Below are 12,970 nucleotides of genomic sequence, written 5' to 3' on the forward strand. Positions count from 1 at the left end.
GTCAAAAAGCCATTTTTTAAAGGTCATATTGTTTGATCTTCCGGTAAAGTGTGCGTTCGCTTATGCCCAGTTCATCGGCTGCGGGTTTGCGCTTTCCGTTATGGCGTTCCAAAGATTTTTTAATAAGTTCGAGTTCCTTATCCTGCAGGGAAAGGGTTTCCTCTTCTTCGATTTCTTCAGCAAAATAGTATTTATCCTGTTTATCTGTCGGGTTTTGCTGCTGAATTTGAAGTACTTCCAGTTGCTCGTCTGTAATTTCCTCCGGGATCACTTCTTCCTCATCATTGTTACCATAGATCTTCTGGATGAGACTTTCATTTTCTTCTCTCACATTCTTATGGCTGTCATTTTCCATGAGTTCCATAGTGAGCTTCTTAAGGTCGTTAAGGTCGTTTTTCATATCGAAAAGCACCTTATAAAGGATCTCCCGCTCGTTGCTGAAGTCGCTATCTTTTTTCTTTTCCTCAATAACCGCCGGAAGATTGCTGGCATAGCCGGGAAGATATTCTTTTAATTTCTCTGCGTCTATATTTCTTTCCTGCTCCAGGACAGAAATTTGCTCGGCAATATTGCGCAACTGTCTTACGTTTCCATTCCAGCGATACTTCTGAAGCAGTGCTACAGCATCATCTTCCAGTCGCACGGTGGGCATTTTGTATTTCATCGCAAAATCTGAAGCAAACTTGCGGAACAGTAAATGAATATCATCTTTCCTGTCCCGTAGCGGCGGCAGGTAAATTTCGACAGTGCTCAAACGGTAATAAAGGTCTTCCCTGAATTTCTCTTTTTTGATGGCCTCCACCATGTTCAGGTTGGTAGCAGCTACAATGCGCACATTCGTTTTTTGCACTTTGGAAGATCCTACTTTGATAAATTCTCCGTTTTCGAGTACCCGCAACAAACGCACCTGTGTGGTCAAAGGCAGCTCTCCAACTTCATCAAGGAAAATGGTCCCGCCATCGGCTACTTCAAAATAACCGCTCCGGGTTTGGGTGGCGCCGGTAAAAGCACCTTTTTCATGCCCAAAAAGCTCTGAGTCTATTGTGCCTTCGGGAATGGCACCGCAGTTTACTGCTATATATTTTCCGTGCTTCCGGTGAGAAAGCGCATGTATGATCTTTGGTATGCTTTCCTTTCCTACCCCGCTTTCTCCGGTCACTAAAACCGAAATATCTGTAGGTGCCACCTGCATGGCTTTTTCAACGGCCCGGTTAAGTTTCTGGTCATTACCAAGAATCCCAAAACGCTGCTTTATTGCCTGAATACTTTCCATAGCCCCCTAGCCCCCGAAGGGGGAATTAAATTTGTTTCTGAACTGATATCTTTTATTGCTCTTCATTCTGAGAACCTGTTTTTTATTATTTCAAATTCCGATAAACAAGCACCAAATTCCAATATGGAACGGCCTACTGAGCACCTCCAAACCATACTCCCCCTTCGGGGGCCGGGGGGCTACTCACTTAACCCAACCGCTTCTCCTATCAAAGTAGCGCTGGTGCAGTCGTTTATCTTTACGTTTACAAAGTCCCCAACTTTATACTGCTCCTTCGGAAATACAGCAACAGTATTTTGCGTGGTTCTTCCGCTCCAGTGGAGGTCAGATTTTTTGGATTCCTTTTCGATCAGTACCTCCACTGTTTTTCCAACAAACTGTTGAGTGCGGTAGTGACTGTGCTTTTGCTGCAGGTTCACTATTTCTGTCAACCTTCTTTTTTTCACTTCCTCGGGCACGTCATCTTCAAGCTTTCTTGCAGCCATTGTCCCCGGCCTTTCTGAATAGGCGAACATGAATCCGAAATCATATTTTACATACTCCATCAATGACAGGGTATCCTGGTGATCTTCTTCTGTTTCAGTAGGGAAACCGGTGATCATGTCCTGAGAAATAGCACAATCGGGCATCAACCTTCTAATATTGTCTATCAATTCAAAATATTCTTCCCGTGTGTGAAGACGGTTCATGGCCTTCAGTATCCTGTCGCTTCCGCTTTGTACCGGCAGGTGAATGTATTTACAGATGTTCGGGTACTTTGCCATGGCTTCGATCACATCTAAAGTCATATCCTGCGGATTTGAAGTAGAGAAGCGAATTCTCATTTTAGGATGGGCTTCAGCAACCATTCTTAAAAGCGCTGCGAAGTTTGTCGCGGTGGCTTTCTGCATTTCCGAAGCATTTTTGAAATCCTTTTTAAGTCCGCCGCCATACCATAAGTAGCTGTCCACATTCTGTCCCAAAAGTGTGATTTCCTTAAAGCCTTTTTCCGCCAGGTCATTCACTTCTTCCATTATGCTCTGTGGGTCACGACTACGTTCTCTACCGCGGGTAAAAGGGACCACGCAAAAAGTACACATATTGTCGCAACCACGGGTGATAGAAACAAAAGCCGATACCCCGTTGCTCTGAAGACGTACGGGAGAAATATCACCGTAAGTTTCATCTTTGGAAAGAATTACATTCACGGCATTTCTTCCTTCTTCTACTTCGTTGATGAGGTTAGGAAGATCCTTGTAGGCATCGGGTCCCACCACGAGGTCCACGATCTTTTCCTCTTCCAGGAACTGGGCTTTTAAACGCTCGGCCATACAGCCGAGCACGCCAACCTTCATCCCCGGATTGATCTTCTTAACTGCATTATATTTTTCCAGCCTTTTTCTTATCGTTTGTTCCGCTTTGTCGCGAATGGAACAGGTGTTAATAAGAACCAGGTCTGCTTCCTCCAGACTTTGAGTGGTATCAAAACCTTCTTTGGCAAGAATGGAAGCCACGATCTCACTGTCGCTAAAGTTCATCTGGCAGCCATAGCTCTCGATCATCAGCTTTTTTCCGTTTCCGGCCTTAGGCTGCATCACCAGTGCATTTCCCTGTTGTTTTTCGTCTATAATCTTCTCCATAATTCAAAAAAGTACCAATTGGTAATTGAACGCGCAAAGATACGTTTTTAGTTGGGATGTGACAAAGTGACAGGAGGAAATATTCGAAATTACCAGGAGCTCCAAAAACTCATTTCTCAAAATAAAAAAGCCATATTTAAAAATTCCTATACTTTTGCAGAACTAAAAAAGATACTATGGCAAAGAATTTAGTGATCGTAGAGTCCCCCGCAAAGGCAAAGACCATCGAAAAATTCCTGGGCAAGGATTACACCGTGGCCTCGAGTTTTGGTCATATTGCCGACTTACCCACCAAAGAACTTGGTGTGGACACTGAGGGTGATTTTACTCCTAAATATATAGTGTCAAAAGATAAGCGGGAAGTGGTGAAAAAGCTGAAGGATCTCGCTAAAAAAGCAGATATGGTTTGGCTGGCAAGTGATGAGGACCGGGAGGGAGAAGCAATTGCCTGGCACCTGGCCGAAGAGCTGGACCTGGACAAGAACAAAACCAAAAGGATTGTGTTTCATGAGATCACGAAATCTGCAATTCTTAAGGCTATTGAAAATCCCCGCGGAATAAATTATAACCTTGTAAACGCCCAGCAGGCCCGAAGAGTTCTCGATCGTTTGGTGGGATATGAACTTTCGCCTGTGCTCTGGAGAAAAGTGAAAGGCGGACTATCGGCCGGGAGAGTACAATCTGTTTCGGTACGGCTGATCGTTGAGCGGGAGCGGGAAATTCAGAATTTTAAAGCAGAAGCTTCTTTTAGGATAGATGCCGAATTTACCAATGAAGAAGGTAAATCCTTTAAGGCAAAACTTCCGAAGAACTTTGACACCAAAGCTGAAGCTGAACAATTCCTTTCAGATAATCTGCGAGCGAATTTCAAAGTAGCAGACCTTACTACTAAACCGGCTAAGAAATCTCCGGCGCCACCGTTTACTACTTCGACACTACAACAGGAAGCCGCAAGAAAACTTTATTTCTCGGTAAGTAAGACCATGACCATGGCCCAACGTCTTTATGAGGCGGGACATATTACTTATATGAGAACAGATAGCGTAAATCTTTCTGAAGATGCGCGCAAGGGAGCCAAAAAGGAGATTTTAGATGCCTACGGCGAAAAGTACAGCAAAACCCGTCAGTTTAAAGGAAAAACTAAAGGCGCGCAGGAGGCTCACGAAGCCATAAGGCCCACAAATTTTGCTGCTCACAGCGTAAGGGCAGATCGCGACGAACAGCGATTGTATGAGTTGATCTGGAAGCGAGCTATCGCATCTCAAATGAGTGAAGCCGAACTGGAGCGCACGAATGTGAAAATTGAAGCCGATAAGCACGATAAGCAGTTCACTGCAAACGGAGAGGTGCTTAAGTTTGACGGTTTTCTAAAAGTTTACCTGGAAGGTAGGGACGAAGAAGACGAAGAATTGCAGGAACAGGAAGGAATGCTCCCGGCACTTCGTAATAATGAGAAACTCAAAAATAATTACATAACAGCGGCCGAAAGATTTACGCGTCCGCCTTACCGCTATACTGAAGCTTCTCTTGTGAAGAAACTGGAAGAACTGGGAATTGGTCGTCCATCAACATACGCGCCTACTATTTCTACCATTCAAAACAGAAACTACATTGAAAAAGGTTCTGTGGAAGGTACAGAGCGTGATTATGTGCAGCTGACACTTAAGGGAGAGAAGATAAACGAGAAGAAGCTTACCGAAACTGTGGGCAGCGACAAAGGGAAATTAGTGCCTACAGACGTTGGGATGGTGGTAAATGACTTTCTTGTCAACCATTTTTCGGGCATTTTGGATTACAATTTCACTGCGAAAGTAGAGCAGGATTTCGATGAGATAGCCGAAGGCAATGAGGAGTGGACAAAAATGATGAGGAATTTTTACAATGATTTCCATCCGCATGTTAAAGATGTTGCCGAAAATGCCGACAGGGAAGTAGGGGAACGTATCCTTGGGAAAGACCCTGCTACCGGAAAACCTGTAAGTGTACGGTTAGGAAAGTTTGGTCCTATGGTGCAAATGGGATCTGTGGAGGATGAGGAAAAACCTAAATTCGCAAGTCTTTCGCCTGATCAAACACTGGATTCGGTCACTTTTGAAGAGGCAATGGAGTTGTTCAAGCTTCCTAAGGAACTTGGAGAATATGAGGGAGAGACCGTGGAAGTTAACAATGGCCGCTTTGGACCTTACGTTCGCTACGGAAAGAAATTTGTTTCTCTTGAAAAGGGGGAAGACCCTATAGAAGTTACCATGGAGAGAGCTCTGGAACTTATTAAAGAGAAGGAAAAAGCCGATGCACCTATCTATGAATACGAAGGACTTCCGGTGCAAAAGGGAGTTGGTCGTTTTGGGCCTTTCCTTAAGTGGAATGACATGTTCATCAATGTGAACAAGAAGTATGATTTTGATAATCTTTCCGCAGAAGATATTGAGGAGCTGATTGAAGATAAAGTAAAAAAGGAACGCGAGAAAGTGATCCACAACTGGGAAGAGGAAGGAATACGGGTTGAAAAGGCCAGGTGGGGACGCTCCAATATTATAAAAGGTAAAACCAAGATTGAATTACCAAAAACGGTAGATGCTGCCAAACTGAGTCTTGAAGAGGTGAAGGATATTATCGAGAAAAAAGCACCAAAGAAGAAAACAGCTAAAAAATCTACAGGTAAGAAGAAAACCACTACCAAGAAAACAACCCGGAAAAAAACCACAGCCAAAAAGAATTAACCAATGGAACTGGATTTTTTTACACCGGTTAATGAGGATCTCCTTGCCGAAACCGGGAATAAACTTGCTTCCTCCCTGCGCCTGCACCTGGCAGATAAGGCCTTTCCCGACCTGGAAGGGGTGAAAATCGCCATTTTTGGAGTGCTGGAGGACAGGCTGGATGAAGACAGGAGTGGAGAACCTTTTAATTTCGACGGCATTAGAAAAGAATTCTATAATCTTTTTGCCGGAAACTGGCACCTTAGAATGGCCGACCTGGGAGATATCCAAAAAGGAGAAAGTGTAGAAGACACTTTTTTCGCAGTGCAATCTGCGGTGTCTGAATGTCTTAAAAAGGGAATTATACCGGTTATTCTTGGTGGCAGTCAGGACCTGCTTTATGCACAATATCGGGCTTACGACGGAGTGGAAAGTATGGTGAATCTTGTCAATATAGATTCTCAATTTGACCTGGGTGATGCCGACAAGCCTATAAGCAATAAGTCATATGTGGGAAGGATTGTAGTGACCAAGCCTTACAATCTCTTTAATTACTCCAGTCTCGGGTATCAGACTTATTTTAATTCCCAGGATGAGATCGAATTGATGGAAAGACTGTTTTTTGATGCTTACAGACTTGGGGAGGTAACTGGAGAAATTGCTGTTGTAGAGCCTGTCATGAGAGATGCGAACCTGGTGGGGATAGACTTGGGAGCAGTAAGCGGAGGGGCTTTGGGTAATTACAGATTAAGATCGCCCAATGGGTTTGACGGAAAAGAGATCTGCGCCCTGGCGAGATATGCGGGAATTAGCGATAAAGTGTCCTCCTTCGGAATTTTTGAATATGCTTCTGACTATAATTTTCCTTCGGCTCATATGCTGATCGCCCAAATGATGTGGTATTTTATAGAAGGAGTGAATTTTAGAAAGAATGAAAATACTATTTCCGCAAAAAAAGAGTTTATAAGATATCAGGTTCCTATTGATGATGAGGTACTTGTTTTTTATAAGAGTCCGGTGAGCGGTCGCTGGTGGATAGAAATACCCTTTATTTCACCCGCAAATAATAAATTGAAAAGACATTCGTTATTACCTTGCACGCAAGGAGATTATCTGGATGCCTGTAATCAAATTATTCCCGAAAGGTGGTATAAAACAAAGAGGAAGAACGAAATTTAACTTTTTATAAACATCTGTAGCTCCCTGCATTTTACCTAAATAAATTGTTTATTAGAAAATAAATAAATAGGTTTACTGCCTTGAAGCTATTATGTCCTAACTTTGAGAGATATTATGAGGAAACTTTTTTTGCTTATTGCTGTAATTTCTGTTTTGGCCTCTTGTGGCCGCGGTGATCAGGGGCAATTGGTAGGCGCGCAGGGGAAAAAATGGCATCCCGAAAAGCCTTTGGGAATGACTTTAATTCCTGGCGGGGCTTTTATCATGGGTAAAAGTGATGATGATATCGCTGCATTGAACAATGCACCTCCAAAAACTGTGACCGTCCGTTCTTTTTACATGGACGAGACCGAAATCACCAATGCTGAATACCGACAATTTGTAAATTGGGTGAAGGATTCCGTTACACGGATGAAGTTGGCCATTTTTGCTGAAGAGATCGGCGAAACTCCCGGTACAGGAGGAATCGGGGAATTTGCTTTTGCCGATACGGATGAGGCAGATATGACGCCTTACGAAAAGTACATGTACGATAATTACTATAGCCTGGGTGGTTATGAAGGCAGAAAGATCAACAAAAGAGTAGATATCATCTGGGATACCAGAGATTATCCCGATGAGTATTATGCCGAAGTAATGGATACTCTTTATATTCCAATTGAGGAGGCATACAACGGGCAACGTTCCTTTGATGTTAATCACCTTAAATTCAGATATACCTGGATGGACGTGGGGCAAGCCGCAAGAGCTGAACCCGGCCGTCGTGCTGATTTTATAAAAACTGAAGAAATAAAGATCTATCCTGATACCACCGTGTGGATCAAGGATTTTAATTATTCCTATAACGAGCCTATGCACAATGACTACTTCTGGCATGATGCATATGGCGATTATCCTGTGGTGGGCGTAAACTGGAAGCAGGCACGTGCCTTTGCTCAGTGGAGAACACTTTATCACAATGCTTACCGCAAGGAAAGAGGAAAACACAATGTCAACTCATACAGGCTTCCAACCGAAGCTGAATGGGAATATGCTGCCCGTGGTGGTCTTGAGTCTGCAAGTTACCCGTGGGGTGGACCTTATACCAAAAATGACCGCGGATGTTTTATGGCGAACTTTAAGCCTCTGAGAGGGGACTATGCGGCAGACCAGGCTCTTTACACTGTAGAAGCCAAATCTTACGAACCCAATGATTATGGCCTGTACAATATGGCAGGTAATGTGTCTGAATGGGTATTCTCGTCTTATGATCCCGCTTCCTATGAATATTCTTCCTCTATGAACCCTTCTGTAAATGATGAGGATAACATGAGAAAAGTGGTACGTGGAGGATCATGGAAAGATGTTGCTTATTTCCTTCAGGTGAGTTCACGAGATTATGAATATGCCGATTCGGCCAGAAGCTATATTGGCTTTAGAACTGTACAGGATTATCTAGGTACAGATCTTACCCTTAATCAGAGAAGATAAAAAATCCCTATTTTTCACAACAACCTATAACAAAAAAGAACCTAATTTTTATTTATTATGGCACAATCAAAGTCAAGTAAGAAGCTAATGAACATGACGTACGGTCTAGGTGCGTCTGTGGTTATCCTTGGAGCACTTTTTAAAATCATGCACTGGCCTTTTGGAAACCTGATGCTTATCATTGGTCTTATCGTTGAAGCAATTGTATTTGCTGTTTCAGCATTTGAACCTGTAGATGATGAAGTTGACTGGTCACTCGTATATCCCGAGCTAGCCGGGGGTCAACCTGCTGCAAGAAATGATCAGGCTTTGATCAGTGAGCAGGAAACAGAAGGAATGCTTTCTAAAAAACTTGACGATATTCTTCGTGAGGCAAAAATTGACGCTAACCTTATGGGTAGCCTGGGAGAAAGTATCAGGAACTTTGAAGGTGCTGCAAAAAACCTTTCTCCAACAGTAGAAGCTATGAATTCTCAGAAGAAATACAGTGAGGAAATGAGTCTTGCTGCAAACCAGCTGGAATCTTTGAATAGCATCTATAAAGTTCAGGTGGAATCTGCTGCCCGACAAACAGAAATAAATGAAGCTGTTGCAGAGAATGCCGGCAGACTTAATGATCAAATGGAATCTCTGGCTTCCAACCTTTCTTCGCTGAACCATGTTTACGGAGGAATGTTGTCTGCTATGCATGTTAAGGCTTAAGGCTGTTGCAATAGCAAAATAAGTATTATAGAAAATAATTTAAAAATATAGAATGGCGTCTGGAAAACAAACACCAAGACAGAAGATGATTAACCTGATGTATCTGGTTTTCATCGCGATGATGGCTCTTAACATGTCGAAAGAAGTACTTACTGCTTTTGGTATGATCAATGAGAGTCTCGCCGAATCAAACGCTTCTGTTACTGAAAGGAATCTTGCGGCAATAGGGGGGCTTGCCACTAAGGCAGAAGAGCAACCGGCTAAATATGCCCCTTTAAAGGAAAAGGCAGATAGAATACATGAGCTAACGACCGAATTCACTACTTATCTCGAGAATCTTAAGGAAAAAGCTTTAGAGGATAAAGAAGCAGATGAACGAAAAAATTACGAGGCAATGGACCAGTCTGCAAAGCTGGATGAATATCTTTTCTCAAGTGGGCAACCAAGTGAAGCCGGAAAGGAATTTCTTGCCGAGATCGAGAAATACAGAGAAGGAGTTGCAAATGTATTGGGAGATGAGTTCTCTCAAATCGCAGCTGAGGTTAGAAGGGAATTTAGCACAGAACCTGTTGTTGACGGTGAAGGTGTAAAACGCCCCTGGCTGGCTTACAATTTCGAAGGTTTTCCTTTGATCGCTTCGGTTACCAAGCTTACCCAGATGCAGGGAGATGCAAAGTCTGCCGAGAACGATGCACTTTCTGCAATGCTTTCGGGGCAGTTACAGAGTGAAGTATCCCTAACAAATTATGAAGCTATCGTTATTCCATCGAAAACAGCTTTCTTTAGTGGAGAGAATTTTACAGGTAGTGTGGTATTAGGACGTGTGGATAAAACGCTACAATTTGATAAGGTTGTAATTAACGGGAGAGAAGTTAGCAGCACTGAAGCAGGACAGGTTAAGCTTAATTTTCCTGCCGGTAACGTGGGAGAAAATGAGATAACAGGGCAACTTCAATTTAAAGAAGGAGACTCTTTGGTAACCATTCCGGTTAAAAGTTCCTACAGTGTAATTCCAAAGCCAAATTCAGCAGTGATATCTGCCGATAAGATGAACGTGGTATATCGTGGGGTTGCAAATCCAATGACCATTTCTATTCCTGGAGTAGGAAACGTTTCAGCAAACGCCCCGGGTCTGAGACCTGCAGGTGGTGCCGGTAACTACATCATGGATGTTACTACGCTACAGGCAAGAGAGGTGACCATTAATGTGAGCGGACAACTTCCGGGAGGAGACAAGGTAAGCGATAGCAAGACCTTTAGAGTAAGAGATATTCCCAGACCGGTTGGAACCGTGAGAGGGGAAGACGGTACAGTTAGAATGCAACGTGGAACTCTGGAAATTGCCACCATTGGCGCTTCTCTTCCGGATTTCGAATTTGAAGTTGATCTAAGAGTTACCGGATTTAAATTCCGTGTGGCGGGTCAACCCACTGTACAAGTAAGAGGTCAACAGCTTGATGCTAATGCAAAAAGAGCTCTAAACCGTGCAGGTAGGGGTGAAAGCGTTCAAATTTTTGACGTGGAAGCACAACTTGTTGGTAATACCGGTTATAAACTGAAACAGGTTTCCCCGGTGTTTGTAGAGTTAACGAATTAAAAAAAATATAATATGAACTGGAACCGATTTATAGTTGGAATATGCGGAATGCTCATTTCGGTAACATCTTTTGGCCAAAGTAATTTACTGAATGCAAAGACTCCAGACGATATAGGTGGTCCTACCGTTGCCGAAAAGAAGTACGGAAAGAATAAGCCTCTGGAATATGGTTATGTGGACGACAGAGATGTATTGTGGGCAAAAACTACCTGGGAAGTAATTGATCTTGATGAAAGGGTTAATTTTCCCCTCTACTATCCTATAGATACCAATCAGATAGGTGGTTCCAGGAGATCTTTGTATGATGTGCTGGTCGCGGGGATTAGAAGCGGGAAGATCAAAAATATCTATGCCGACTCCTACTTCAACGATAAGATCACACTAAAGGATATTTCAGCAGCACTTTCAAAAGTGGATACAACAGATCTTGGTATTGAGCAATACAATGCAGGGGAAGAAATAGATCAGCAGTACATCAGCCGTAGAGATCTTTCTTCTGCAGATATTCAGGAATATCATATTCGTGGATACTGGTATTTCGATAAGCGCCAGGCCGAATTGAAGTACAGGTTGCTGGGGATTGCCCCTGTGGCCCCCGATGTTAACTTTATCGATGAAGGAGGAGCTGATGCCCTGGTAGAACTTTTCTGGGTATGGTTTCCGGGAGCAAGAGAAATTCTCAATGAGTCCTATGCCTTTAATCCTGAGAACACTTCAAATCCTGTATCCTTTGATCACCTGCTCAATGCTAGACGATTTAACGCTACAATTTATGCCGAAGATAACGTACAGGGAGACCGACAGGTTAACGATTATATAAGTAATAATGCTTTTATGCAATTACTCGAGTCTGAACGTATTAAAGAACAAATCCGAAACTTTGAACAGGATATGTGGAATTATTAATCCGCATCTTCTCAATAATATAAAGCGCCTTTCTTCTGAAAGGCGTTTTTTTTATTTTTAATTTTGCAGCATGAAAGATTATATCATCGTGGGGGCAGGTCTTGCGGGAAGCTGCCTTGCCTACAGACTTGAAAAAAGCGGAAAATCCTTTGTTCTTTATGATGACGGGAGCCAGGAGGCATCCAAAGTGGCCGGCGGGTTTATGAATCCGGTCATCCTGAAGCGTTTTACTCTTGCCTGGAAAGCCGATGAGCAGTTGGAGAAGGCATACAGCTTCTATGGAGATATGGAGGATCATTTAGGAAAGAAATTCCTTGGACCTCTTGAAGTCTACCGAAGATTTTCTTCGGCTGAAGAACAAAATAACTGGTTTGCAGCTGCCGATAAGCCCCGGCTGGCGCCTTACCTCGATACAAAATTAGTCTCTGGAGTAAACAAGCATATTCCGGGAAAATATTCCTTTGGAAAAGTCCTTGGCACCTCACGTATTGATCCGCGCTATCTTCTGGACAGTTATTCTGCACATCTTCAGGAAAAAAAGTGCTTAAAAAATGACACTTTTGAATATTACGAAATGCATATCCTGGATGCGGGCGTAGAATATAAAGGAATACGTGCCAAAAAAGTCATTTTTTGTGAAGGTTTCGGACTGCTGAATAATCCATTTTTCAATTATCTGCCGCTGAGGGGGAACAAAGGAGAATACATTATCATTAAAGCCCCGGGACTCGATCTTGAAGTAGGTGTGAAATCTTCCATTTTTATCTTTCCGGCAGGTGGAGATCATTATGCGGTTGGAGCTACGTACAGCAATACCGATAAAACCCCAGGACCTACAAAAGCAGCACGTGAAGAGCTGGTAGAGAAGCTCAGAGATCTCATTACAGTAGACTTTGAGGTAATTGACCAGGTAGCAGGCTTAAGGCCCTCCACGATCGACAGAAGACCGCTGGTGGGCAGGCATCCTGAGCATCTAAATTTATATACCTGTAATGGCTTCGGAAGCCGCGGTATCTTACTGGCACCCACTATATCTGAACAGCTCCTGGATTTCATAGAAAAGGATACACCTCTGGATCCCGAAACAGATATTTCCCGGTTTACTAAAAAATGGTATAATAAAAATTAACCTTTTGCCTTTTTCCCATCATAGCTGAAGAAAAAATTCACCCAGATATTCCTGCTCCACCTCACTATTACAGGAAGAAATACAATCAGGGTAAGAACGATGGCGATAAAGGTGCTTAACAGCGAAAGTTTAAAGATCCACCAGGATATGACAAATGCAGCAGTGGCGAAGGCAATACCCACGGCATAGCTCACATACATGGCACCGAAAAAGAAGGAAGGTTCCATCTTATATTTGGTGCCGCAATTGGAACATCTCTCATGCATATCAAACAAACGGGAAATATGGTAAGGATTTGGGTCTTTATACATGCTTTCCTCCTGGCATACAGGACAGGTTCCTGTAAATATGCTGTAGAGTTTATTGCCCTTTAAAGATTTCATTGGGTTTTTTTAG

At 43.0% G+C, this 12,970-nt stretch carries 10 protein-coding genes; 7 read left to right on the plus strand and 3 right to left on the minus strand.

Annotation, left to right across the window (positions count from 1 at the left end; genetic code table 11):
- Positions 1-16: 16 nt before the first annotated feature.
- Positions 17-1,273 carry a sigma-54 interaction domain-containing protein gene (locus G564_RS0117920; RefSeq protein ID WP_029038868.1) on the minus strand — a complete coding sequence of 419 codons (1,257 nt, stop codon included), beginning with the start codon at positions 1,271-1,273 and terminating at the stop codon, positions 17-19.
- A 179-nt stretch (positions 1,274-1,452) separates the two neighbouring features.
- On the minus strand, positions 1,453-2,892 hold the full coding sequence (gene miaB, locus G564_RS0117925) for a tRNA (N6-isopentenyl adenosine(37)-C2)-methylthiotransferase MiaB (protein ID WP_029038869.1): 1,440 nt from the start codon (positions 2,890-2,892) through the stop codon (positions 1,453-1,455).
- Positions 2,893-3,068: 176 nt separating this feature from the next.
- On the opposite strand from miaB, the gene topA reads away from it, so the two are divergent.
- The 7 genes from topA to G564_RS0117960 all read left to right on the plus strand — a co-directional run bounded on the left by topA (position 3,069) and on the right by G564_RS0117960 (position 12,574).
- Positions 3,069-5,612 carry a type I DNA topoisomerase gene (topA, locus tag G564_RS0117930; protein ID WP_029038870.1) on the plus strand — a complete coding sequence of 848 codons (2,544 nt, stop codon included), beginning with the start codon at positions 3,069-3,071 and terminating at the stop codon, positions 5,610-5,612.
- A 3-nt stretch (positions 5,613-5,615) separates the two neighbouring features.
- Positions 5,616-6,770 carry a formimidoylglutamase gene (locus G564_RS0117935; protein WP_029038871.1) on the plus strand — a complete coding sequence of 385 codons (1,155 nt, stop codon included), beginning with the start codon at positions 5,616-5,618 and terminating at the stop codon, positions 6,768-6,770.
- A 114-nt stretch (positions 6,771-6,884) separates the two neighbouring features.
- Complete coding sequence (gene porK, locus G564_RS0117940) at positions 6,885-8,240, plus strand: T9SS ring complex lipoprotein PorK/GldK (RefSeq protein ID WP_029038872.1); 1,356 nt, start codon at positions 6,885-6,887, stop codon at positions 8,238-8,240.
- Between the two features lie 57 nt (positions 8,241-8,297).
- The gene (gene porL / locus G564_RS0117945) at positions 8,298-8,942 is read left to right on the plus strand and encodes a type IX secretion system motor protein PorL/GldL (RefSeq protein WP_029038873.1); all 645 of its coding nucleotides are present in this window, start codon (positions 8,298-8,300) and stop codon (positions 8,940-8,942) included.
- A 52-nt stretch (positions 8,943-8,994) separates the two neighbouring features.
- Entirely contained in the window at positions 8,995-10,539 is a 1,545-nt protein-coding gene (gene porM / locus G564_RS0117950; RefSeq protein ID WP_029038874.1) for a type IX secretion system motor protein PorM/GldM, read from the plus strand.
- Between the two features lie 12 nt (positions 10,540-10,551).
- Entirely contained in the window at positions 10,552-11,445 is an 894-nt protein-coding gene (gene porN, locus G564_RS0117955; protein ID WP_029038875.1) for a type IX secretion system ring subunit PorN/GldN, read from the plus strand.
- Between the two features lie 70 nt (positions 11,446-11,515).
- Positions 11,516-12,574: an NAD(P)/FAD-dependent oxidoreductase gene (locus tag G564_RS0117960; protein ID WP_029038876.1), complete on the plus strand. Its 1,059-nt coding sequence runs from the start codon at positions 11,516-11,518 to the stop codon at positions 12,572-12,574.
- Here the strand turns inward: G564_RS0117960 and G564_RS0117965 are convergent.
- Entirely contained in the window at positions 12,571-12,957 is a 387-nt protein-coding gene (locus G564_RS0117965; protein WP_029038877.1) for a DUF983 domain-containing protein, read from the minus strand. The genes G564_RS0117960 and G564_RS0117965 overlap by 4 nt on opposite strands.
- Positions 12,958-12,970 lie beyond the last annotated feature (13 nt).

Source organism: Salinimicrobium xinjiangense DSM 19287 (genome assembly GCF_000423585.1).
Lineage (GTDB): Bacteria > Bacteroidota > Bacteroidia > Flavobacteriales > Flavobacteriaceae > Salinimicrobium > Salinimicrobium xinjiangense.